Source organism: Rhizobium sp. SJZ105 (genome assembly GCF_007828365.1).
Classification (GTDB): Bacteria; Pseudomonadota; Alphaproteobacteria; order Rhizobiales; family Rhizobiaceae; genus Agrobacterium; species Agrobacterium tumefaciens.
In genome coordinates, this window is sequence record NZ_VIUP01000008.1 from 136,762 (window position 1) to 161,491 (window position 24,730).

The following is a 24,730-nucleotide window of genomic DNA, read 5'->3' on the forward strand; positions in this document are numbered from 1 at the left end:
GCCGGACGAAGATTGGCCGACGGGGGATGTGAAGCAGCCCGAAGAGGTTCTTCGGGATATGACGCTGCAGGTCCGCAACGCCTCGACCAAAATCGCCATCGACGCGGAAGCACTATCCGCGTCGATGGCCGAAGGCGACGATCAAGAGCATGAAAGTGTGAAAGCCCCGACCGGTTTCATATCGATATAGGTGTCGGCGGCAAGGTTGCTTGTTATCGCACCACAAAGGCTGCCGGTGGTGACGATCTGTCCGCGCTTCAGCGTTCCATCCCTGTTGAGGGGCGAATTGGCGAAGGCGACGAGCGGGGCGAGTGGGTCGGTATTTGGGTGTTTCACCACCGCATCGAAACGGATATCTGTGCCTTCGGTCACCGTCAGATGCGGCAGATCGCCGGTATTGTCGGCAAAGGTAGCAACGATTGCCGCGTTGATTTCCGGCCCGAGAACAAATCCGCGATTGGCAAGGCGATCCGCCAGAAAAAGCGGGAAGGGGACCTGGTTCTTTTCCACCAACCGGTAGCCGAGAAGCTCGACACCGAGGTGAACGGCGTCGATATGCTTTAATATATCGGCTCTGCTGAACGGGGACGTCGTTGGGGCAGGAATATCGGAGGCGAGGGTGAAGCAGATTTCCACCTCGATGCCTTCAACGTCTCTTCCCGTAAAAGACGCGACGTTATCCTCATCGACGCCATAACAATCGACCATCGGCGCAGCAACCGCGTTCCCGTCCGGCCGGATCGCCAGCTTCCAGCCCCCCACCGTTTTGCCTGAAGCTTCAACGAAAGCGCGTTGAACGGCCATGGCATCTTCAAGACTACCGGGAACGAGACCATCCGCCTCAATCGTCGCCAGCGGAATTTTAGTGCTGTCCAGGCCTGCTTTCACAAGGTCCTGGGCCAGTTTTTCGATCGCCGTCATTCCCGTCATCATCCCTGCTGCTATTTGCCCAGCAGACGATCAGGCGGAGAGCAGCCTGCCCGATCTGCGTTGAATTATGCAACGTCGGCGTCGAACTGTATGGTGTGCAGGCGCTTGTAAAGACCGTCGGTTTCTAGCAATTCACGCCGGCTTCCCTGTTCCACGACCTCGCCATTATCCATAACGACGATCTTGTCGGCGCGGTTGATGGTCGAAAGCCGGTGAGCGATCACGATCGACGTCTTGTTAAGCGTCAGTCGTTCCAACGCATCGCGGACGAGAGCCTCGGATTCGGAATCAAGCGCACTTGTTGCCTCGTCGAGGATCAATATGTCGGCGTCCCTCAGCATCGCACGGGCAATTGCGACGCGCTGCCGCTGACCACCCGACAGGCCAGAACCGTTTTCGCCCAGTTTGGAATCGTAACCGTTCGGCATCTTCATGATGAAATCATGAGCATTTGCAGCCTTTGCGGCGGCAATGATTTCTTCCTCGGTCGCATCGTCACGCCCAACTGAGATGTTGTGCTTCACAGTTCCTGAAAACAGGAAGGTTTCCTGGCCGACGTAAGAAACATGCTCGCGCAGGCTGGCGAAGGAAACGTCGCGCAAATCCATTCCGTTGATTTCAACGGAACCGTTTTGCGGATCGTAAAGGCGCATCATAAGATTGATGATGGTCGACTTTCCACTACCGGAAGGCCCGACCAACGCGGTCATCTTGCCACCCTCGAACAGCACGCTGACGTCCTTCAGAACCGGTTGGTTAGAAACATACTCGAAGCTGACATTCTTCAGTTCCACGTTGCCGCTCGCCTTGGGAAGAGGCTGGGCATCTTTCTTTTCGGTGAGCGTCAGGGGGGCGTCAAGAACCTCGAACATCATCCGCACGCCGATCATGCCGCTTTCAATCTGAACACGCATACGCGCCAAGCGTTTTGCAGGTTCATAAGCAAGAAGCAGCGCTGTAATGAAGGCCATCAGATCGCCAGGTGAACCGCCTTTTTCGAGTACGGTGTACCCGGACACGGCTATAACGACCGCAATAGCGAGGCCTGAAAGCGTCTCCATTATTGGGCTAGTAGCGGCCTCGAGCTTCGCGATGCCGTTTGACCGATGTTCAACGTCAGTAACAGCTTTGTTCATGCGCTGACGCATGAGATTTTCGAGTGAAAACGCCTTTATGACGCGAACGCCGATACTGGTCTCTTGAACGACATTGACGATCTCGCCAATGGAAGCCAGTTCCGCCTCCATAATTGATCGTACGCGTCTTAAAACTAATCGGACACTGAAAATGGCAAGTGGACCAATGATCATAGAGATCGCGCTTAAAAGAAAATTTTGGGCGAACATAACAATGATCAGGCCCAATAGAGAAAATAGATCTCGTACGAAGGACGTGACGACCGTATCAATTACACTGCGAGCTGCCTGCGCATTGTATGTTACACGCACAAGCAACTCGGATGACGGCATATTCTGGAAGAAAGACACGCCTTGCTTCAGAAGTCGATCATATATCTTGCGCTGTTGTTCCGCAACAATGCTGTTTCCTGCCTTACTCAGGTAATAGCTCTGCACGAAGGTTGACAAACCTTTGACGATAAAAATTAATGCAACCGCAAACGCAATCTCGAGCACCACGTCGAAGCCGCGTTTGAGATAGACGCTGTTGACGATATCGCGCATGATCCAGGCGCTAAGCGATGTGGTTAGGGCGACCACCAACATTGCGGCGATCGCGACAGAATACCAGCCGACATGTTTTTTAAAGTTCTCTTTGAATAGTCGCGCCAGCAACTTCTTGTCGTTCGGCGACAAAAACGATCCGATCACAGAAAAATCCTTATTTGGTGTCGACACTGAGATAGCTCGAAAATGCATATACCGCGGTCTTGAGGGGCGATTTTCGCGATCCTCTTTCTGCTAGTTAATATACATACCTCTTATTACGCCATCGTACTGGCTTTCATATCGAGTTCTAATCCGCGATAGCGTGCTGTCTCGTTGCGCTAGCAAATAGTGCGGCGGGGACAGACTGTCAACATTTTGCTTGAGTCTCGAATCGCTTCGGTGTTTTGGAATAGTTTTTCGTAATAGATGTCTTATTTCGCCTTGTCTCATGAATGTCGATTTGTGATGAGATTTTTTACGGGTGAGTAAAAGGTGCCCCGTTGGTGATTTAACGGCACGAAACAGCGACGTTGGAGTCACCGCCTTGGTTCTCGTGGTCGGAGAATCTGCGGTCAAAACCCCTTTTCTCCATCGAGGTGACAGATGGTTGGCGTATCTGAATTTCCTGATGTACTAATATAAATCTTTTTTAGGGGGGAATTGAATGCGCAATCCACATCGGGTTTACGAGACTAATTTTCATAACTTCCCGCGGAGAGCGGGGCGCAATGCGTTCATCCATGACTTCACGACGTTTGTCGAGGATGCGTTAGCAAACCCTAAAGGTGACATTGATCCTCGTAAGGTCGCCGGAATGTCTCCTGAACCTTACAGACACGATAACGATATTAAGTTAAACACCCTCGTTCTAAAAAAATATGCGCTTGGCATGATTGAGCCGCAAATTGACAAGTGGGAATGGCTCTATGAAACACTAGAGGATTGGGATTCTCGTGACTTGCTTCTATCCGTAGTAGCCTATCGAGCTATAGGATGGAATTACGTGAAGCTCCCGCTAGATAATCCAGAATTCTCAAGAGCTCTAGATGAACTCGAAAATCTCGCCTCGGACCTCGATATCCCAGATCACGTCAAGCAGAAAGGCATGAAGCGTTTCCAGCTTCGTACGCTCGGAAAAGATCTCAATGTTTTCAGTGAAGCCTTCGGTATCTTTAATGAATTTGTTTATCCACAATATTCCTATAGAGGATATCACAGAGTTTTTACGGCAGAGCCAGGAGATTACGTTCTCGATTGCGGCGCTTGCTACGGCGGAACGACATTGAATTTTGCTAACGATGTGGGACCGGAGGGGCGGGTATATAGTTTTGAGTTTATGCCTGAGAATGCCGCTGTGTATCGGTCAAATGTGCATGAGAACGTCAACCTCGTGAATCGAATCTGCCTTATTGAGCGCCCCGTTTATTCACAATCAGATTTAACCATGTCAATCACAGGGCGCGGCCCTGCCACACAAGTTCACTTCGCAGAAATTAAGGGTGCCGAGAAAGTGCAGTCAATCAAGTTGGATGACTTTGTCACCAACAGTGGCTTGCCGCGCGTAAATCTTATCAAAATGGATATTGAAGGCGCCGAGATGGAGGCGTTAAAAGGAGCGACCGCAACGATCGAGAAGTTCAAGCCGAAGATGGCGGTTTGCGTCTATCATGGACTATCCGATTTTTATGAGGTCCCCAGGCTTCTCAAGGGTATCCGCGATGACTACCGCATATTTTTTGGACACAGCACAACGCACGGTGATGAGTCCGTGATATTCGCGGTTTAAGCTGCTTCGACCTACGACACCATGATCTACATCGGATCGCCGAAAATGGATTTTTGCGGGGATCAGAGTACAGCGATCATATAATTCGTTTCGTCATACTTTCGGCCGGCCTTAAGCCCCACCTGTGTAATTTGTTCTTCTGACAATATTCCGGCAAAAGTGGTGGCGCAACCGGTGCGAACCCCGTGCAATACATGTCGTCACAAACGAAGCAATGTGACTTAACCTTTTCAGAAGACGCGGTTGGATTTATAATCACTGGACTTCAGTGCAATAGAAACCCAGTCGTGTTGAAAAACGCAGGTGGGACTTTCTAAAAAATATTCAATGTTAACGTGGCAACTTCAATAGTGGCCACCACGCACGTTATTGGTGAAACACATGTTCAATAATCTTGAGATGATTGTCGGTTACTGAGGAATGGAAGGGAAGGCATAGAACCTGTTGCTTTGCGACCTCAGCATAAGCTGAACTATTTGTCGTAATAATCGGGCTTTCTTTGTACGGGACATAATCTGTGCAAAGAGGGTAGAAGTATTTACGGCAATGTATTTTATAAGAATCGAGTTCTCTCTTTATGTCGTCTCTATGCCGCCCAAATTTCTCCGCATCAATTCTGACCAGGAAGTATTGCTCTGATTGCGTTGCGTTCGCACCAACATCTTGAACCATTACGCCGTCTAAGCCCGACAATAGGCTTCTATACTTGCCTCTCAAAACTGATCTTGCCATTCTTTCGCGTTCAAAAATATCTAGGTTGAGAAGACCTATCGCGGCTTGCATCTCATTCATTTTTCCATTGAGGCCGATGGAGACGACATCTTCTTCGCTTTTTATTCCAAAGTTTCTCAGCAAATAGATACTTTCCTTATCCGCTGAATCCGGAGTCGTTACCAGACCACCTTCAATAGTGTTGTAGAGCTTAGTGGCGTGGAATGAGAAGATGGAGGCATCGCCCAGAGTTGCAACGGATTTACCATCAAGTCTTGACCCAAAAGCATGCGCAGCGTCGTAGATCAGTTTAAGGCCGTGTTTTTTTGCGATAGCGTCCAAAGCTTTATTGTCACAGATACATCCGTACGAATGTACTGCAAGAATTGCTGACGTATTAGGGGTCACAGCGGCCGCAACAGCGTCTGGATCGATGGTGAGATCGGACTCTCTGATATCAGCAAAGACTGGACGCAAATTGTTCCAGGCGATTGAATGCGCAGTGGCGGCAAAGGTCATTGGGGTCGTAATTACCTCACTGCCTGCCGGCAAATTGAAATGCTTGAGCGCAACCAATATGCCGGCCGTCCCATTGTTGAAGAGCATAGCGGTTGGCGCTTCAAGAAACTCTGCCAAACGTGCCTCGAGTTGCAAACTTAGAGGGCCGTGGTTCGTCACATGTCCAGAGTCCCAAATTCGGGCCATGTATTCATTGACATCCTTAAGGTCAGGCAAAAGCGGTTTGCTGACGAAGAGCGGTTCCAAAGTGCTCTGTTGGTCTATAGAAGTGATGGAATTCATGACTTTTGTCCTGCGCATTTAGAATTTACGGCTGCCTATTCCACGTAAGTATCTTCTCGATACTAATTTTCGATGTCGATTGGTATGCTGTCGATATTTACGACTGAACCGGATTTGCTAGCTAATATAACCGCTTCCAAAACCCGCATGTTTGCCAGCCCGTCTTCTGCCGACACCAAGGGCTCGGATTTGCCCGCAATTACATCTTCAAAATGTGCAAGCTGCTTTGCAAGGGGATCGGAGCCAGAAGTTTCTAATACTTCCATATCAAAGGGCGTCCACCAAGAGGGAGCATCTTCCGGCTTATAATATCGAGCCCGCATTGTGGGGAAATCCAAGGATCCCCTCGTGCCCGCGAAATGATAACAATCCGCGTCGCTAAAACGAGGATAAGCCTTGTTCTCGCCGCTTGTCATTTCCCAACTTCTATTGCTCGCGGCGATATCGGATAATATGAAAGTACCCAGCGCGCCATTTTCAAAAATAATCGTAACAGCTACAGTGTCTTCAACTGCAAACTTCCGACGTTCGCTGCTGGAATAGGCCGAAACTGCGGCGATTTCTCCACAGAGATATCGTAAAATTCCGATGTCATGAATGAGGTTTATAAGAATCGGTCCTCCACCGGGCTGAGAGCGCCATAGGCCTTCCTCAAAATAATGCTCAGGCTTCCTGAAGAGCGCTGAGCCCCTCACAGCAACTAGGTCGCCGAAAATATCTGACTCTATGAACTCTTTAGCAGAAGAGAGGTAGCTGCTGTAGGTCCGGTGATGCCCCACCAAAACAGGTACCTTATATTTTTTTGCAGCTGCGCAAATCATAGCTCCTTCCTGGAGCGTGACCGCGAGCGGTTTTTCAACAAAAACCGGAATCCCTCTCTCAATGCAAAATAGTGCCTGCTCTGTGTGAACTGCGTTAGGGGAGGCGATTATTGCGCCATCGATCTCTGTTGCATCAAGAGCCTCTTGCATACTGTTGAACATGGGTACGCGGTGATCGTTACAGAATACTGTGTTATGATCATGGTTTGGGGCCACAATCGCGACAAGATCACTACGTTCCGATTGTTCCAAGAGTTCCACATGTCGTTTGCCGATCAAGCCGGGTCCGGACAGAAGGATCCTGTTTCGTTTTCCTGCACTCAATATAATTCCCCAAAATCCTGCGTTAGCGATCAAAATTACGATTTAGAGCCTGACGGAGGCATTTTCTGTGAACGCCGATAGCGGACGCAGTTCAAAGTCTCTGTTGATCAACATTTCTATCCTGCGAATATAGTCTGATCGAGAATACAATTGATCATACAGCTTGATCATACGTGCGTTCGTGCGTTGATAAAATTTATCATCGCTCTCCAAAGCACGTATACGTTGACTTATGCCGTTTATCATTTCATCGGCAGAAGGAAAAATGTTGTCGAACTGTAAAAGTTCCTTCGTAGGGAAAAACTCATCGTTATAAACGGCAAACCCTACGCCACCTTGGTGGATAGGCTGCGCGAGATAGCCGTCAAATCCCTCACCAAAAGTTATTGAAAACCTGCATCGGGTCGCAAGGTCCATAAACCGGTCAAACGTGATCCCGCGAATTTCCTGCAGGCGGTAGTCAGGAAGATCCTGTTTGAGCTTCTCTAGTACGGCCGCTTTATACGGGGCATCATCAGGCGAATATATGATAAGTTTTTCTTTTTCTGCATATTCAATGGGTTCGTAGTTGCTGAGATCGGTATAAGCCGGAAGAAGGAGAGTCGGCAAATTATATCGTTCGGCAAATTGCTGACCAAAATATGCATGATGGGCGACAGATTGCGTAATCTCAGTAGAGATTGCGCGAAGGTCCTCGAACTCCTCTTTCTCCGGCATTATATCTGTTTTTTGGTTAAGTATATTGACGAAGAATTTTTGTCTCGACTTCAAATAGGACAGCTGCTCGTGCCCTAGGTTTTTTACGAAATCAACGGAGGCATATTCAGGAATCAACAAATAAACGGTTTTCGCAGCCTTGCATCTCACGATTTGATTAAAACGAAAAACGTCTTCGCTGTTACGAAAATTGCGCTGTCTATTGTAGGTCAAATCCATGGAATTTGGTCTGGTCATAACCAGCACAAAATAGTCATGCTTATGGCGGAGATTATATGCACATTTTGCGATTGAGAAAAAGGAATATATTCCTCCGCTCATTTCGTTGTGCTCAGGGACAAGTATGATCAGAATATTTTCTGCCCGCTCTGCCTCCAAAGGAAAGTTCTGGTCTTGGACATAATGAGCCGCACTAGCAACAAAATTGTTCCCAGGATAAGTTAAATCTGCGACGCCAGATGATGCTCTAAGTTGTCTACCTTCGTTTTTTCCATATTTTAAGTAGTGCACGAAAGGGTTAATACCCGACTTGAGCACATCAGGATTTTGCACAAGGTAACCACTCGTGCTGAAGTCTGGAGTCGGATCGCGCCCCTCTTTCCACCCATACTTTATGTAGTGCATTACGGGGTCGATACTTCGGTTCCGTACATCTTGATTCGCATTTAGATAGTAACCAGTATCAAAAGCACGGCGAATAAAATTGGCATCCCTTGCCATTCGAAAGCGCTTAGACAGCTGCTTAATTAGACGAATCTTCAAGATATACCATCCTTTACAATCAGGTGCCGGCCGACTTCAGTATTTCTACCGGGAGATACCATTACATTTCCTCAATATCAACCTGCACTGGTTCTTCCGTGTTTGATATATTTGTGGCATTAGCCGCCTGTCAATAAACATATGTCATCCCTTCGTTGTGCGTGTGACATTCTTCCGGAGATAAAATGTGAGCAAAAAAGTTCTGTTGCTTGATACAGCTTTTGCAGCTGTCCCAATCCACAACTGGCTTGTGGCCAAGGGAATGGAAGTGTGGACCATGGGAAACAGGGCGCATGACCCTCTGGTGCTCACAGCTCCACAACGTTGGATTGACGGCAATTATGGGGACGCAAATTTTGTGGCTTCGGTTCTCTCGTTGAATTCATTCGAAGCTGTCGTTCCCGGATGCACAGACGTATCGATGGACACATTCGTACGACTGAATTTTCACGATTTCTACAAATTATCGCATGAAGCAGACCAGACACTGAATAATAAGCAATTATTCAGAAAAATCTGTGAGCAGCTTGAACTACCGGCCCCTCGCGTTTTTTCACAGGATTCACTACCGCTGTCTGGGAAAATTATTTGCAAACCTGTGGATAGTTTTAGCGGTAGGGGCGTTAGCGTTTTTGCGGCAAATGACGTGGCTGCTAGCGCGGTAGCAATTGAAAACGCGCGTAAACACAGTCCTATCGGCAACATTATTTGTGAAGAGTTCGTAGAAGGAGAGTTGCGCAGCTATAGTGCATTTTTAAAAGCGGGCGAAGTCGATATCGCTTTCTCAGTGAGAGAAGGATCTCGTCATGATCCTTTCGCTGTTGACACGAGTTATCTCATGGATGAAAGCGATGCTCCTGAACGAGCAACACTTCAAAAATCAGTTGAAAAACTCGCTCGTCATTTGGATCTATGCGATGGATTACTCCATGTTCAATATATACGCGGCGAATCCAAAATAGCTATCGTGGAAGCGACACGCCGGTGCCCGGGCGATCTGTATTCGATGCTTATAGAGTATAGCACGGGCTTCCAGTTTGCTGCGAACTACGCTGCGGCATTCGTTGGCGAAAAAGCTGAAAAATGTCCGCCAGTGAGGCGACATGTTTTGCGCCACACAGTCAAGCAAGCGGGCGCCTCTAGATTCGAGGGACTGGAGTTCTCAGGTCTCGAAAATATTTTTAGAATTGTTCCTGTTCGCCGACTTGGAGAGGATATGAATCCTCTTGCGACAGAACGCACGGCTTTAGTATTTATGGACTATCCAAGCAGCAACGATTTAAAAACTGCTTATGAAGGGCGTCTGATTCATCGCTGAATTGTCGAGTGAAGTTAGCCTCGCTGCGCATACGGCGAGGCTAACTAGTATCCGCCTAAAGCAGGTTCAGCTTGTTGGCCTTATCTTCAGGAACGTAAAATCCATCGACACCGGAAAATTCCCGTAGAATTTGGCGGTAGCCATTACGGCCCATTAACTCGACCAAATGGGCCTCTTCCCAGTCTCGTCGATGCTCAAGGCTAACGAATTCAAAGCGGTATTTTGAGAACGGAAAATTTTCAAGAATGAGCGCCTCGGAGCCTTCGACGTCCATCGACAGATAATCAATTGTGGTCGGCGCCTTGTGTTCTTGCAGCAAATCTTCAAGAGAAACAGTCTTTACATCATACGACGAGCGCGCTTGCTGGTTGCCCTCTTCTAAGACCGCTGAGGACTCAAGCGCATCCTCCGTTTCTGTAAAGCTCAAAATCTCGTTACTTTTGCTCCAGACACAACGCGTATCTATTATTGATTTACGATTTTGAAACAGCGCTCCATGCCAGGTAATAGCAGGTTCAGCTAGAATGCCTTTCCACCCGAATTGCCGCTCCAATAGCAACGTATTGCTTATAGCTAGACCATCGCAGGCACCGAATTCGACAAAGTAGCCGTCTCTCTTCCCGCCGCTGAGCGCAAGACAGAAAATATCCTGATAAAATTGGGTTTCCGTCTTTTCAACTGAAGATACCAAATTTGCGACGAAACTAGCGCTTGCGTAATCGAGTGATCGGCCTACAAGTTCAAAAATCTTAAATAACCTCTTGCGCTGCATTATTAACTGGCGAACCGAAAAAGCGTGCCCCTCAAGTTCAACTTTAATCTTATCCACATCGCTGACATTCTGGACGCTCGTTTTAGATACAAACTCCGAAACTGTAGATCGTATTTCATCGAATTTGCTGCGTAGGGTTGATGTCGTCTCGGCATCACATCCAAGTTCCAAAACCAGACGATCAAGGCGCCCGACCTCTTCGATTAGGTCACTAAATTCCCTTGGCATATTCCTCAAGCATCCTTTTCATAATGTACGTTTATCCCAACGCCGGCCCAGACCGTCACTCTCCGTTTATCATACAATAAGAATTTTAGAAAACTCTCACGCGTCGAGCCACGATACAGAAAATTATCAATCAGATATCTCCTGATCATGTCATCGAAAAAGAGTTGGTGATGCTAAACACTGGGAACGCAACTTGCCTTCATTGTTGAAGAATGTCATTTAGCCAGAGAGCGAAGGCAACGAAGTTTTAGCTATAGAGCTTTTTTTGGGTGCGCCCAGTGTTGTGGCCAAGCATTCCAGTGTTCAAGATTCGGGGAGTGGCAATGTTAACCGAAGAAGATAAGGCAGATCGCTTCAATCTAAGAAATCTGTTCGATAAAAGGCAATCGAACGAAGCGACAAAAGCCGGTTTTTTTTATTTTGAAAATCAGGAGTTCATGATTGCTCAAGGTAAAGAGACCTATGTTGTTGTTTCGGGTGACATGGCTGTCGGTTATCCGCTGTTCATGCAGGGGGAAAGCGACTTTTCGAAGTTTGTAGATGCCGTTTCTCTTCTCCGGGATTCGAAAGGTAAGAACTGTGATGTCTTGTGGGATATCGGAGCCAATATCGGGTCGATATGCATTCCTGCCGTCGCGCGTAATCTAGTCAAAAGCGCGGTAGCATTCGAGCCAGCAAGTCAACTTTTCAAGCTTCTTCGAGCCAATACTATTTTGAATGGAGTTGATGAACGTATTCAATGCCACAACACTGCGCTCGGCAATTCTCGGGGCTCGGTAGATTTGACCATGCCTCAGGGCAACACCGGAGATTACCGCATTGCTGGTCTTCTGTTAGAGGATGACGCGATGGGTGAAGCCTCTAGAATAAAGCAGTCGGTGGAAATTAGGCCTCTGGATGATTTCGAAAAGAGTTTTGATGAAAACTCGACGTTCATATTTATGGATGTTCAAGGTTATGAAGGGTTAATTCTTAGGGGCGCTGAGAAAATTCTATCAAAATCTCCGCCTTTAGTCGCTGAATTTTGGCCTTATGCAATGAAGCGACTTGAAACCTACACGATATTTCGGGATGTAGTATGCTCTGGCATCTATAGTGAATTTGCGGTTCTTTCCGATAATGACAAGCGTTTCATATCGCTTAATGCTCAAGCGCTTGATTCTCTTTACGATAGAATTGGAGAGCATCACGACTCGTTTACAGACTTGCTGTTCGTCTGAATCTGAAAATGAGCCTAGCCGTCGGTAGATTTCGTTTGCGCTTCACGCCGCATTGTACCGTTAATTACTGATAGCAGGGGTAATTTGTTCCAGCTATAGTATCTCTAGATTTTTACCGCAGGGATAAGGTTTTTCTGAAATCCCTGCTCGAGCAAAAAGTCCATTACCTCCGGGATGCTTCCCTCAGCAGTTGCTTCCTTGATGATTTGGGTTTTTACAAAAGGAAAATCTCTTTTGATCAGTTCTTTCCAGCAATGAATGGACGGGTTGTGGTGCCAGTTGCCGCGGGTTACGTCAGTTTCATAAAGGGGGCCGCAGGTCAGCCCTGCTTGGATTAATTTACCGGTCATCCCAATCTCATAAAGATTGATGATGCGGTTTTTATCTTGCCAAGCTAGAACAGAATCCCAGAATCTCCGAACTGTAAGGCACTCCAACGCTTTTCTATTCAGATGAATAAAATAGCTCTGCAAGTGGCGTCTACCTATCGTGCTATCAGTTAATCCGGTTACATCGTAAGGTGATTCAGACAATTTTCTGAATAGACTGCTAAGCGATGGTGTTTTGGGTATCATGCTGTCATTGGCGAAAAGCAGAGTTTCTGCTTGCCATATTTCAGGATGCCTCCGCAGGGCGGCCGCCCAGATGCCGAAATCGTGGCCATCATTCGCGCGTGCAGCGAAACCATCACAGAACTGTTTTCCGGGGTCTTGAGCGTCCTCAGGAGAGGCAAGACTCACACCAAGACCATAAACGTATAAACCCTCTTCCTTAAGTGCTTGCATGTAGGCCAGTGCGTGAGGAGCAAAGCTCCCATCACTGCCTAGCAATCCTACGAACAGGCAGCAGTTTTTTCCGGTCGGATCTGGAGGTGTCCGATACTCCACCCATTTAGCCTTTGTTACTGAATGACCAATGATCTGGTCACCGCCTGTAAAGGGCATAGGGCTTACTGCAAATCCCGCCTTTTGAATAACAGCAGGTATAAGCCCTAGCATGATGTTTGCGTTGTAAATACGATCGATCTCAGCTGGGTCAATATTCATCGCCGAAATCCAAGCAAGCGCGGATTTCCTTATTATGCATACGGCAGGGAAGGATGGTGATCTCTGCACTTCAACAGGATCAACATTCATCAGCTGGGTTAGCCGCCTGAATTCTTTATCATTATTTCTTGTTTCTTCCCAATTGCAGCAGGTGTCCCAGCCTAAGAGCCCGATTCCGGGATTGGACTGCATCAAGCTCCATGCCGGCCCTGAGTTGGAAGGGAATTTACCAAAGCGCTGTCGGAGCAAATACTGAATTGCCGGCCGACTGTCTTCAGAAAATTTTTGCTCGTTTGCCAGAAATATAAACTCTTTGCCGTCGTCGCTACTAAGTTCATCGAGGAGAGTCTTTAGCACGTTGGACGAAAAAAAATTGCTATCCGTTTGAGCTAAGGGTAGATCGTATTCAAACGTCTCGGGTATACGAAAATTATGAAACGCTAGTCGTTCTATGTCGGATGCGGCATTTTTCATAAACCGCCCAAACGTTATTTCTCTTAGTTGAACACCTGTGGAGGTTCTGATGTCGGGCCAATACGTTCGACGCTTGCGTCTCGCATCGTCGAGTATTTCCTGTAATTTAACGAAAACTGGACGACGCTTCCCATTTCTGTGAACAAGCGAAGCGTCAATAGGTGTACTGGACGAAAATTTAATCGTATTGATGCCTTGTATGGTTCTCAGCAAAAAATAAGATTCTTTTTTTTGTAGATTCAGTAAATATTTTTCTTTCTTCCCAATTGCGTCAATTTCCACAGAACACAGGCCCGGATTCTGTGTTCTTACAACAACATAGTGTTTGTTTATTGTGGAAACTGAAATTTTAGTTTGGAACATCTAAGCTTCTCGATCGCTATATTCGTACCGTTTATGATGCTTTATCGGGCATTGATATGGATGTAAGTTTTGATTTATTTCGTCTCTCGGCATTTGCTTATGATGCCATGCAAGAATCCTAACGCTTTGGCTCGACGTCTGGCTGAAAAAATCAATCCAGGAGATGCAAACAGAAATAAGGCCTGAAATAGTGCCGACAATAGCGGAAAGGGCCTGTTATGCTTTTTTCCAGTATAAATGCGCGATTGTGCCATATGGAAGGCTTTAAAGCGAGCTATGTCCGGAGAGCGGCCCGATGAATGCCCGCTCGCATGTACTATGAGTGCATCTCGAACAAACATTAATGGACCACATTTCGCTAACCTAACAGATATATCGTCGTCTTCATGGTATAGGAATATATTCGGATCAAATCCCTCAGACGCAAAAAATAGTTTTGCTGAAACGAATATCGCGGCCCCACTCAATACGGAAATAGGAGTGTCTTGCGTGGGCCAGCCCCGAGGCATGTATTTGTTGCGTGGTAGAAGCCAAGAGCGCCTTTTGAAGTAGGCTGTGGCGTCTGTATTTGCGATCCGTGGATTGAAAGCTGAGGCTGTCGGATAACGTTCCGCTGCGAGTAACAAAGCTTGGATAGCCCCATCAGTAAGTCTCGCATCTGGGTTGAGAAATAGTAGCCAAGGCGTCTTGGCTGCACGTGCGCCTGCATTACATCCCCGACCGAATCCTTCGTTTTTTTTGAGATTAATGACACGTACGTTGTGATTGGTTGGAATATTTTGAAACCGATTGGTTCCTCCGTTATTCACGAGTACAATAGGTGTTTCTTCAGGAATTGAAGAAATCATATCATTAATTACAGCATCGCTTTTGTAGCATACCGAAATAACAGTTACGTCTGTCGGAGATAATCTTTGCAATCTTAGATGAACTCCATCGTCGGTATCGTTTCATTATGACGGGCTGGCTGCTGTGCCGCTATTTGGTAGCCTGCTTGTCTAACGAGGGTGGAAAAAGCTCGTTCGAGGCCGTGTTGAAGCGTGGCCTTTTTGGCTCCGTTTTCTACAGCGAAATCTGCTAGCCCTATCTTTGTACGTTGAAGGAGCTTAAATGCTGACGGACGAAACCAGAACATCGTTCCCACAAAGAATTGCGTTTCCTCAGGTGTGAATGTCGTTCCGGTGCGCTTGAATACTTCTTTCATCTGCCCCAACTCATTCTTAATGTACTGAGATATTGGCTTGCCTGCCATAGGCAAGCTCAAGTTTCCCGGGCCAAGAAGGCCGAGGTTGGGGTTTTCGGCAAACGATTTCAATACATGACTACAGAGACCATTAACTAAAAGGCATGCAAGAGTGTAACGGCGGATTCTGTGACCCGAGATTGTGTCGCTGCCATTCTTTCGAGACAATTTGCCGTGAATTTTACAAACAGCATCGTAATTTTCAAAAAATCCTTGCTTCAAAAGTTCCATGAAAGGCCCGACATCACGCCCTCGATTCTCGAAGCTGAAAATCCGGGCGTTAGGGAACGTTGCTAGAGTCTCACGCCGAAAATCGTCATCCCGCTTTGTAACGGTGATAATGATGTCCATCCCTTTACAATTATCAAGAAGAACAGATTTAATCTCAGGCCATGTTTCGAGGTAATGCAGATGAAGATAAATGCAGGCGCGAACAGGCAGAGGCACAGATTGACTTTTGGAAATGGTTGCTGTCGGCCAACCTAGATCAAGCCAATGCCATGCATTTTTTTCTTTTGATAGATCATCCAGTCCATACAAGCGCAAAGCGCGATATTCAACGTTTGCAAAAGCTGCATTTTCCACTACCTCTTGGCTACCGCCGAGACAAAGGAGCTTCTCGCCAGGGCCGAAGTTTTGAAGCCTATGACGGCGAACAGCAGAAAGCACTTTGTGCAATAAAAAAAATTTCTTCGAAACAGGTACTAAGTCAAGAATTTTGTCTTCTTGGGCAAGTCTGCTAGATAAGAAACGAATACTGGCGGACTTTACCGGCTTTCGTAAATGTAGAGCGTAGCGCAATTGTCCGCCCGCCAGATCCAATCTGCAGCCTCGCTCGACATCATTCATATCTACGAATTCGATGGCTTTCACTTTCGGATCAGTGTTCCGAAGCAAGAGGTTGTAATATCCAGATTGAAGAGAAACTGTCTTCACTTGATGCATCTGTCAGTCCATATTCTAAAGTGCCATCTAGTCAAGCATAAACGGAAGAAACCGAAGAAGCCCGAACACTTTCGCGACCATTTGACCGTACACAGTTATGCCTTCATCGCGACTGACTTATAGCTGCGCATCACGCCAGCATATCCTGCGGCTCGATGCACAAACGAAGCGAATGGATCACATATTCGCAAGTTTACGCAAGTAAATGCCATAATCTCCCTTGCCGGCACTCTCCGCGATTTCGGAAAATTGTGCTTTGCTTATGAATCCCTTACTCAAAGCAATCTCTTCAGGGCAAGCTATCTTGAAACCCTGACGCTTTTCCAGGGTGCGCACAAATTCCCCAGCTTCCAGCAGGCTGTCAGGCGTTCCCGTGTCGAGCCAGGCGTAACCGCGGCCCATGATGGAGACTTTCAGCTTGCCGCGTTCGAGATAAATGCGGTTCACATCCGTTATCTCATACTCGCCGCGTGCGGAAGGCTTGAGATTGGCGGCGATGTCCACGACATCGGCATCATAAAAATACAGACCGGTAACGGCCCAGTTGGATTTGGGCTTTAACGGCTTTTCTTCAATGGACAGCGCGCGCATCTCGCTATCGAATTCAACGACGCCATAACGTTCAGGATCGTTGACGTGGTAGGCGAAAACGGTGGCTCCGTCATTGACGCCGGTACCGCTTTGCAAGAGCTCCGGAAGTCCGTGCCCGTAATAGATATTGTCGCCGAGGATCAGGCAGGACGGGGAGCCACCAATGAAGTCGGCGCCTATCATGTAGGCTTGGGCAAGCCCGTCCGGGCTTGGCTGAACGGCGTATTCGATCGAGAGACCCCACTGGGAACCGTCTTTCAGAAGGTTCTGGAAAAGCGGCATGTCATGTGGCGTCGAGATGATGAGGATCTCGCGAATGCCAGCCAGCATCAACGTCGTCAGCGGATAATAGATCATCGGCTTGTCGTAGACGGGCAGGATCTGCTTTGACACCGCCAATGTCATAGGATGGAGACGGGTTCCGCTGCCTCCGGCAAGAATGATGCCCTTCATGGCATTTCCTTTTTGTTCTGCGCTAGGGCGGCCATGACCGCGCGCGTTGATGTCTGCCATTCCGGCAATCTTATTCCATAAACTTCTTCCAGCTTACAGCAATCGAGCCGGGAGTTTGTCGGGCGTTGGGCCGGCGTCGGATATTGTGCGGTCGTGATGTCGTTGACAACAATCGACTTTCCGCCATTTTCCGCAGAAAATGCGAATATCTGCTTGGCAAAACCTGCCCAGTTCGTTTCACCTGTGCCTGACATGTGAAAAACGCCGCGAAGATGCGCAGAAGGATCCGTCGCAAGTCTTTTCGCGATCGACACAATTGCGATGGCGATGTCATTTGCCGAGGTGGGGCAACCAAACTGGTCCGCAACCACATTGATCTCGTCGCGGCTTTCGCTTAGCCGCAGCATGGTTTTTACGAAATTGCTGCCATATTCCGAATAGACCCATGCGGTTCGCAGAACAGCGTAGTTGTCGGTGCTTTCAGAGACAGCCTGTTCGCCTTCGAGCTTTGAGCGGCCGTAAACGGAGGCCGGTCCAGTGGGATCATTCTCGACGTAAGCAGTGGTCTTGGTGCCGTCGAACACATAATCCGTGGAAATATGAATGACGGGAACGCCGATTTCATTTGCGGCTCGCGCGACGGCTTTTGCTCCGTCCCGATTGACGGCAAAAGCGATGTCTGGTTCGCTTTCCGCTTTATCCACGGCGGTGTAGGCAGCGGCCGATACCACGACATCGGGTTTCGCGTCCCGCAGCGCTTTGAAAACAGTGTCAGGTCGCGCAAGGTCAAGCTCCGGCCGGCCGAGAGCAACAATCTCCAGATCAGGTCCGGCCAGTGCCTGAAGGGCACTAACGACCTGTCCATTTTTCCCGGTGACTGCCAGCCGCATCCGGTTCAGTCCTTCGTCAGAACGCCGAGGCGCTCACCTGAGTAGACGCCTTGACGCAGCGGCTCCCACCACCATTCATTGTCGAGGTACCATTCAACGGTCTTGCGAATTCCAGTCGCAAAATTTTCCTGTGCTTTCCAACCCAGTTCCGTTTCGAGCTTTGTTGCGTCGATAGCGTAGCGGGCATCGTGACCAGGGCGATCCGTGACGTATTTGATAAGCTCGGCATAAGGCTTTGACTGCGGGCGCAGTTCGTCCAGAATGGAGCAGATGCAATTCACAACATCGATGTTCTTCTGCTCGTTTCTACCGCCGACATTGTACTTTTCGCCGGCGAGCCCCGTCTGGACAATGAGCCACAGAGCGCGGGCGTGGTCTTCCACATAGAGCCAGTCGCGGATGTTGGCGCCGTTTCCATAGACCGGAAGCGGCTTGCCTTCCAAGGCGTTTAGGATGATCAGCGGAATGAGTTTTTCCGGGAAGTGGAATGGCCCGTAATTGTTGGAGCAGTTGGAAATCACGACCGGAAGGCCATAGGTCCGCTGCCATGCCGTGGCGAGATGGTCGCTTGCGGCTTTTGAAGCGGAATAGGGCGACGAGGGATCGTAGGGCGTTGTTTCTTCGAAGAGGCCATGCTCTCCGAGCGAACCGTAGACCTCGTCGGTCGAGACGTGAAGCATGCGGAAGGCTGATTTTGCGTCTTCGGCAAGACCGTTCCAATATTGCCGCGCTGCTTCCAGCATCGTGAAAGTGCCATTGATATTGGTCTGAATAAAATCAGCCGCGCCGGTGATGGAGCGATCGACATGGCTTTCGGCCGCCAGATGCATCACATAGTCCGGCTGAAATGTCGCGAAAGCGTCATTCATTGCGGTTCGGTCGCATATATCAGCCTGAAGAAAGCGGTGGTTTGGCGCGTTTTCGATTGGCTTAAGTGAAGCCAGATTTCCCGCGTAGGTAAGCTTGTCGACTGTGAGAACATCCGCGCCCACTTCGCTTACGAGATAACGCACAAGGGCAGACCCGATAAATCCGGCGCCGCCGGTGACTAGAACGCGCATCATCAATTTCCAGTTTTTTCGTAGGTGAAATATTCAGGCAATTCAGACAAAGACGGCTGCTTGGCATCCTTGTCGGAAAGCACGCAACTGTCCATTTTTGGCCAGTTGATGCCGATGGCGGGATCATCCCATTTGACACCGCGATCATGCGCGGCGCTGTAGGGAGCTGTCACCTTGTATGAGATAACGGTGTCGTCAACCAGCGTCATGAAACCATGGGCAAAGCCTGCCGGGATCCACAGCTGTTCGCCGTTTTCCGCGGAGAGCTCAACGGCTGCCCATTGTCCAAAAGTGGGTGATCCGGTTCTGATATCGACCGCAACGTCCAATAGTCGTCCACGAAGGCAGCGGACGAGTTTGCCCTGTGCAAAGGGTTGCGTCTGGAAGTGAAGGCCACGAACAGTTCCGGCCTGTGCGGACAGAGATTCATTGTCCTGCACGAATTCGACATCCGAGACATTCTCGCGAAACCATTCCCGTTTGAAAACTTCGCTGAAGTAACCCCTGTTGTCTCCAAACCGAGCCGGAGTTATCTTTTTTAAGCCTGATATCGAGAATGCTTCTACCTGCACGTCGCGGATCCTGTCTGGTCTGCCTGCTTACGGTGATATGACTTCAACGCTTCGGACAGTCAATAACGCTTTATCAGTCTACCACACAAGAGTATCTCGTCTCTGACAGGGAGTATAACGGATAGCTTGCCGGTCCGAACCTCGCCTCGACACTATGTCCGCTTGTGCGGCCTGATCGACGTTCTCAGTTCCACCAGCCTTTCCAGTGTCTCAAGGCTTCGGTCGGGGCGGGCAGCGGAGAGGGCGAGCGCCATGGTTTCCATGGCAATGAAGGATGGGGCGTGTAGCGCTACCCCTTCGTTCTTTGCACGGGGCAGTAGGAGATAAGCGTTGGCGTGTTTTTTGAGCACGCTGTCTTCCTGGCCGAGCAGCATGATAATCGGGATGTCGAGGCGACCAGCCTCAGCGATTGCGGTTTGGGCTTCGCGGTGGGCGCGGCCGTGCAGGAGCATGATGAGGACGTGGCCGTTTTCAAGGTCGAGCAATTGTTCGGCAAGCGTAATGCCGGTGGCGTTCAGCGCATAGGAGCGAACGCCTGAGCGCTGGAACAGCCGGGCGGCATAGGTGGCGATGATGCCGGAGGCTCCGATGCCGAGGACGCCGATGCCGCGTGCTTCCGCCAGAAGACGCACGGCGGCGGCCATGGCGTCGCGGTTTTCCACCGTGGCCAGCATTTCCAGCGCGTTTTTCTGGTTCTCGAGAACGAAGTCGATTGCCGCGTCGCAGTTGCCCGAAATGGATTTCGTGGTAGCGGCCAATTTTTCAACCGGCGAATCCGTCACGCCGAGATAGGCCTCCAGAGTTTCCTTGAGGTCGACTAGCCCCTGAAACCCAAGTGCCTGAATGGCGCGAATGACCGTCGCATCGGAGGTATTGGTCTCAAAGCCGATCTCCAGCGCCGATTTACCGAGAACGGCATGGCGGTGGCCGTCAATATATTCGGCAACGGCAAGCAGCCCTGGCGAAAGACGGTCGCGGCGCTTGCGCAGTTGCTCACCGAAACGGTCTGTATGTCTAGGCCTTGATGTACGGGTTTCGCCAGTCGTCATGGGACTTTCCGTGAAGGTGAGTTTCTTACTCTTCTTCACGGATTAGCAGTGCGCCAAGCTCCCAGGCAAGCGCTTTTGTCGCGGCAATCGTTCCCCCTACTCTTCAGCCGTGGGCCTTACCGTGAGATGCGACTGGATGGCGGAGACCATGAGGCTGAGAGCGGCGTAGGAGTTGGAGATTGCCTCTTCCCGCGGCAGAAGGATGTAGCGACCGTTGCGGCAGGCCTGCAGAAAATTGCAAAAACCCGGCATTACAGCTTCCATCATGTCGATTTCGGCCTGCGGAGAAGCGCCGGTATCGGAACGATACGGATCGAAAATAAAGTCGGCGTCGAGTTCCGGCAAGCGCTCGGCGCTGATCTCGATGCGCTCGCCGTCTGGAATATCGTCGATGATGGCTGGGAAACGAAAACCGGCATCTCGCAGCACCCGGCCGAGCGCACGATAAGTATGGTAGACGCTGATCTTGCCATTTAGTGGCTGGAACACCGAGACAGTGCTCGCGCCGGTATCGACCGAGGCCTTCAGCGCTTCGATCTGCGCCCGGTAGCGTCGGTCCAGAACGGCAAGTCGCGCCTGCGTGCCGGTCAGTTCAGCCAGCACCCTGTAGATATGCGGCGCGCCGTCCTTCGTATTGTCGATGGCGACGGTCGGGGCAATCTGTTCCAGTTTTTCGATAGGGGTGGGGCGGTCCGGTTCGGTCAGGATGAGATCGGGCTTGAGGGCGACTATCGCTTCCAGATCGGCGTTGATGGAGCCGATATAGGCAATGTCGCTATTGTCGAAATCGATACCGGTCAGAATGGCGCTGGAGCGGAGGTAGGGTTTGCCGTCTCCACCCATGCGGCCATGGCTACCCACCGGCATCACACCCAATTCTATCAGCGGGATGGTGAGATCGATGTCGTGCAGGGCGACGATACGTTTCGGCTGTAAGGGGACGGACACGGTGCGGCCGAGGTCGTCGGTGAAGGTACGGCTGTCCTCCGCGTGAGCAACGCATACCCCCAGAAGAAGTCCGGCGGTTGAAACGAAAGCGAGAATGGTTTTGCGCATGAAAGACCTATAGTCGGTGCCGGTGAAACCAAAGAAGGGTAAGAAGCGTGGGGGCGCCCACGGCCGAAAGAACGAGCCCGGTCGGCAATTCCAGCGGTGAAAAAGCGGTTCGGGCAATCGTATCGGCAATTGCAACCAGCGTCGCTCCTGCCAGACCCGCGCCCATAGCAAGCCCGGCATGGGAGCTGCCCGGCAGCAAAAGTCGGGCGATATGCGGGCCGATCAGGCCGACAAAACCGATGCTGCCGATAAAGGAGATACAGGACGCGGTGAGAACGACCGCAAGGATGACATGCAGCGCTGATAGCCAGCGGGTGTGAACGCCGAGTGCCGCTGCATTATTGTCGCCGAGCGCCTGAACATCGGCGGCACGGGCGGTGAGGAGAACAAGACAAAGGGTGATGGCCAGGATGGCTGAAAGGATGGAGACGGCGCTCCAGGACGCGCCTTGCAGGTTTCCTACCATCCAGATCATCGCCGTCTGCAAATTGCGGATATCAAGCGATGCCATAAGGATAAGCAGCAAAGCTGATAAAAACCATGAGAAGCCGATGCCCGTCAGAACGAAGCGCAGCCGTGAGGTGACACCGGAAAGCGAAAAGACGATTGCAGCACTCGCCATCCCACCGGAGATACCGGCCAGGGGGCGGAATATCGCCGGCAGGGATGGCACCAAAAACAGGCAGCCCAGCACCGCGAGCAACGCGCCTTCGCGCACGCCGAGCAGGCCCGGGTCGGCAAGGCTGTTGCGGGTAGTCGCTTGCATGATGGCTCCGGCAACGCCCAGCATGGCGCCGGAGACCATGGCAAGCGCCATGCGCGAAAAGCGAAAGTCGAGAACCATCACGGCGTCATTCGAGGCGGGATCATTATTTCCAGCGGTCAATAACGACCACAAGGAGGAGGCCGCAATATATTGGCTGCCGGCGGTGAGCGACCATACGGCGACAAGCGTAAGGCAAAGGGTAAGCGTCACCAGAAAAACCAGCCGCTGCGGCAAGAGGCGAATTGAAAAATGCGCCAGTCTGATGACCCTGTAACGGTTCATTTAAGCACCCTGCGCACCAACCAGAGAAAGACCGGCGCCCCGACAAGGCCGGTCATTGCCCCAGTCGGCAGTTCCTTTGGCGCAAGGATCAGGCGGGCGGCGAGATCGGCGGCGATCAGTAAAACCGCGCCCCCGAGCGCGGCTATGGGAATGGCAAGCAGAAGTCGCCCCGTTCTTAGCCGCGACACGAGTGGTGGCACCACCAGACCGACGAAACCGATAGGCCCGGTGACGGCTATGGCCGCGCCACAGAACAGCGATATTGCGGCAAGCGCCAAGATTCGGGTCGAGCGGACAGGTACGCCAAGCGTTGTGGCGGTGGTGTCACCCAAAGCGAGCAGATCGAGCCGCGGCGCGACGACAAATGCAAGGAGAAGTGCGATAATGGCAGCGGGCAGGGCGGCGGCGACGGCTGCCATCGAAATGCCTGCCGTATCGCCAACCAGCCAGAAGCGCATCTGCTGTAATGTTTCCTCGTTGAGAATGAGGATGGCGGAGGTAAGGGTTCCGGCAAGCGTCGACAGCGCGATACCGCAAAAGACGAGTTTTGCTGGCGTCAGACCCTGCCGTCCGGCGGACGCGAGCAGAAAGACGAGCCAGAAGCTGATGCCTGCGCCGGTGGCCGCCAGCACAGGGCGCAAGGCCGGCGTTGCGATTAACCCCAGCGGCGTCACGGTCGCCGCGACGACGGCGAGGCTCGCGCCCGCATTTAACCCCAGAATATGCGGCTCGCCCAGCGGGTTTCGAAGCAGGGTCTGCAACAGAAGCCCTGCCACTCCAAGGCAGGCGCCGGCTTGCAGCGCCGCAAGCAGACGCGGAAGCCGCAGACGCAGCAAAACCTGCTGGTCGAAATTGCGGGCGTCGTAGGAAAATATCAGGTCGTTCAGAACATGTGGGGCAATGGCGCGCGGGCCAGAGCCAATATGTGCCAGAATCAGAAGCAGCATGGCCAGAAGCATAAGCAGTGTTGCCGCAAGCGCGCGGCCGTAGGCCTTTTCCTGCATGGCGGGCTTGCTGTAGCTCATCCTGGCGAACATCATGCCGCGCCAGTCCGTCCGGGCAGTGGAAGAAATACCGGCCTCGCCGTGACCGGATGCTTGAGCTGGGCGACAGGCATGTCGAAAACGTCCGAGATGATTTGGGCATCGCACAGCGTCGCTGTTTCCAGCCGGTGCCGCAGCCGTCCATCCTTCAGAAAAATTAGGTGATCGGCATATTGCAGGGCGAGATTAATATCATGCAACACGGCAACGATCGTGCGGTTGTGGTGGGTGACGAGGCCAGCCAGCATATCCAGCACCTCTATCTGGTGATGCAGATCCAGAAATGTCGTCGGTTCGTCCAGCAGGATGATATCTGTCTGCTGCGCGAGCGCCATGGCGATCCACGCGCGCTGGCGCTGGCCGCCGGAGAGGCTGTCGATTGCTCTTTCAGCAAGGCCTGACATTCCGGTCACAGAAAGTGCCTCGTCCACTGCGTCCGCGTCTTCCTCGCTCCACTGCTTCAAAAATCCCTGATGCGGGTAGCGGCCACGGGAGACGAGATCGAAGACCGAAAGCCCTTCCGGCGTGTGGTTCTGCTGTGCCAGCATGCCCAGCCGCTTTGCCACCTCCCGTGTGGGATGATGAAATATGTCGCGGCCGTCGAGAAGGATATAGCCGCTTGCCGGGCGGTGCAGGCGGGCAAGTGCGGAGAGAAGCGTCGACTTTCCCGACCCGTTCGGACCGAGCAGAACGGTGAATCGGTTCGGGGCAACGTCTATGGACACGTCGGCAAGCACGGGCGTGTCGCCATAGGCAAACTCAATTGCCTTTGCCGCAAGACGTATGTCCGCGCGTCTATTGTTGCCACCGTCGTCCAAGATCTTCCCCGTTTGAATGAG

The 24,730-nt window shown here is 50.8% G+C and carries 21 protein-coding genes; 3 read left to right on the plus strand and 18 right to left on the minus strand.

Features of this window, described 5'->3' with window-relative positions:
* Nucleotides 1-141 precede the first annotated feature (141 nt).
* Nucleotides 142-921, minus strand: a complete 780-nt coding sequence (locus FB593_RS20920; protein ID WP_145166884.1) for a 2-keto-4-pentenoate hydratase — start codon at nt 919-921, stop codon at nt 142-144.
* A gap of 74 nt (nt 922-995) precedes the next feature.
* Nucleotides 996-2,759, minus strand: coding sequence for an ABC transporter ATP-binding protein (locus FB593_RS20925; protein WP_004431101.1), 1,764 nt, complete (start codon nt 2,757-2,759; stop codon nt 996-998).
* Nucleotides 2,760-3,261: 502 nt separating this feature from the next.
* Here FB593_RS20925 and FB593_RS20930 point away from each other — a divergent pair.
* Complete coding sequence (locus FB593_RS20930) at nt 3,262-4,383, plus strand: FkbM family methyltransferase (protein ID WP_004431103.1); 1,122 nt, start codon at nt 3,262-3,264, stop codon at nt 4,381-4,383.
* A gap of 366 nt (nt 4,384-4,749) precedes the next feature.
* On the opposite strand, the gene FB593_RS20935 is transcribed toward FB593_RS20930, so the two are convergent.
* The 3 genes from FB593_RS20935 to FB593_RS20945 form a co-directional block, all read right to left on the minus strand.
* The gene (locus FB593_RS20935) at nt 4,750-5,895 is read right to left on the minus strand and encodes a DegT/DnrJ/EryC1/StrS family aminotransferase (RefSeq protein WP_004431105.1); all 1,146 of its coding nucleotides are present in this window, start codon (nt 5,893-5,895) and stop codon (nt 4,750-4,752) included.
* 62 nt (nt 5,896-5,957) lie between these two features.
* Nucleotides 5,958-7,073, minus strand: coding sequence for a Gfo/Idh/MocA family oxidoreductase (locus FB593_RS20940; RefSeq protein ID WP_321186292.1), 1,116 nt, complete (start codon nt 7,071-7,073; stop codon nt 5,958-5,960).
* 9 nt (nt 7,074-7,082) lie between these two features.
* The gene (locus FB593_RS20945; protein ID WP_145166885.1) at nt 7,083-8,519 is read right to left on the minus strand and encodes a hypothetical protein; all 1,437 of its coding nucleotides are present in this window, start codon (nt 8,517-8,519) and stop codon (nt 7,083-7,085) included.
* Nucleotides 8,520-8,706: 187 nt separating this feature from the next.
* Between FB593_RS20945 and FB593_RS20950 the strand changes: the two genes are divergently transcribed.
* Nucleotides 8,707-9,837 (plus strand): hypothetical protein, encoded by a 1,131-nt coding sequence (locus FB593_RS20950; RefSeq protein ID WP_004431110.1) that lies wholly within the window; start codon nt 8,707-8,709, stop codon nt 9,835-9,837.
* Between the two features lie 55 nt (nt 9,838-9,892).
* On the opposite strand, the gene FB593_RS20955 is transcribed toward FB593_RS20950, so the two are convergent.
* Nucleotides 9,893-10,837, minus strand: a complete 945-nt coding sequence (locus FB593_RS20955; RefSeq protein WP_004431111.1) for an FkbM family methyltransferase — start codon at nt 10,835-10,837, stop codon at nt 9,893-9,895.
* A gap of 323 nt (nt 10,838-11,160) precedes the next feature.
* On the opposite strand from FB593_RS20955, the gene FB593_RS20960 reads away from it, so the two are divergent.
* Nucleotides 11,161-12,057, plus strand: coding sequence for an FkbM family methyltransferase (locus FB593_RS20960; protein ID WP_112494586.1), 897 nt, complete (start codon nt 11,161-11,163; stop codon nt 12,055-12,057).
* A gap of 104 nt (nt 12,058-12,161) precedes the next feature.
* On the opposite strand, the gene FB593_RS20965 is transcribed toward FB593_RS20960, so the two are convergent.
* The 12 genes from FB593_RS20965 to FB593_RS21020 all read right to left on the minus strand — a co-directional run bounded on the left by FB593_RS20965 (nt 12,162) and on the right by FB593_RS21020 (nt 24,709).
* Nucleotides 12,162-13,940, minus strand: coding sequence for a rhamnan synthesis F family protein (locus FB593_RS20965; RefSeq protein ID WP_145166886.1), 1,779 nt, complete (start codon nt 13,938-13,940; stop codon nt 12,162-12,164).
* Between the two features lie 74 nt (nt 13,941-14,014).
* Entirely contained in the window at nt 14,015-14,860 is an 846-nt protein-coding gene (locus FB593_RS20970) for a glycosyltransferase family 2 protein (protein ID WP_004431115.1), read from the minus strand.
* 2 nt (nt 14,861-14,862) lie between these two features.
* Nucleotides 14,863-16,128: a rhamnan synthesis F family protein gene (locus FB593_RS20975; protein WP_145166887.1), complete on the minus strand. Its 1,266-nt coding sequence runs from the start codon at nt 16,126-16,128 to the stop codon at nt 14,863-14,865.
* A gap of 177 nt (nt 16,129-16,305) precedes the next feature.
* Nucleotides 16,306-17,172 (minus strand): glucose-1-phosphate thymidylyltransferase RfbA, encoded by an 867-nt coding sequence (rfbA, locus tag FB593_RS20980; protein WP_004431119.1) that lies wholly within the window; start codon nt 17,170-17,172, stop codon nt 16,306-16,308.
* Complete coding sequence (gene rfbD / locus FB593_RS20985) at nt 17,169-18,062, minus strand: dTDP-4-dehydrorhamnose reductase (protein WP_145166888.1); 894 nt, start codon at nt 18,060-18,062, stop codon at nt 17,169-17,171. The genes rfbA and rfbD overlap by 4 nt, the downstream gene beginning before the upstream one ends.
* Before the next feature lie 5 nt (nt 18,063-18,067).
* Nucleotides 18,068-19,123 carry a dTDP-glucose 4,6-dehydratase gene (rfbB, locus tag FB593_RS20990; protein ID WP_004431123.1) on the minus strand — a complete coding sequence of 352 codons (1,056 nt, stop codon included), beginning with the start codon at nt 19,121-19,123 and terminating at the stop codon, nt 18,068-18,070.
* Nucleotides 19,124-19,125: 2 nt separating this feature from the next.
* A complete protein-coding gene (rfbC, locus tag FB593_RS20995; protein WP_111809813.1) occupies nt 19,126-19,695 on the minus strand; it encodes a dTDP-4-dehydrorhamnose 3,5-epimerase in 570 nt (189 codons plus the stop codon).
* 152 nt (nt 19,696-19,847) lie between these two features.
* Nucleotides 19,848-20,744, minus strand: a complete 897-nt coding sequence (locus tag FB593_RS21000; RefSeq protein WP_004431128.1) for a MurR/RpiR family transcriptional regulator — start codon at nt 20,742-20,744, stop codon at nt 19,848-19,850.
* A 96-nt stretch (nt 20,745-20,840) separates the two neighbouring features.
* Nucleotides 20,841-21,800, minus strand: coding sequence for an ABC transporter substrate-binding protein (locus tag FB593_RS21005; RefSeq protein ID WP_004431130.1), 960 nt, complete (start codon nt 21,798-21,800; stop codon nt 20,841-20,843).
* A gap of 7 nt (nt 21,801-21,807) precedes the next feature.
* Nucleotides 21,808-22,848, minus strand: a complete 1,041-nt coding sequence (locus tag FB593_RS21010; RefSeq protein ID WP_004431133.1) for a FecCD family ABC transporter permease — start codon at nt 22,846-22,848, stop codon at nt 21,808-21,810.
* On the minus strand, nt 22,845-23,888 hold the full coding sequence (locus FB593_RS21015) for a FecCD family ABC transporter permease (RefSeq protein ID WP_112291545.1): 1,044 nt from the start codon (nt 23,886-23,888) through the stop codon (nt 22,845-22,847). The genes FB593_RS21010 and FB593_RS21015 overlap by 4 nt, the downstream gene beginning before the upstream one ends.
* On the minus strand, nt 23,885-24,709 hold the full coding sequence (locus FB593_RS21020) for an ABC transporter ATP-binding protein (protein ID WP_111809815.1): 825 nt from the start codon (nt 24,707-24,709) through the stop codon (nt 23,885-23,887). Before FB593_RS21020 ends, FB593_RS21015 begins: the two co-directional genes overlap by 4 nt.
* Nucleotides 24,710-24,730: the final 21 nt, after the last annotated feature.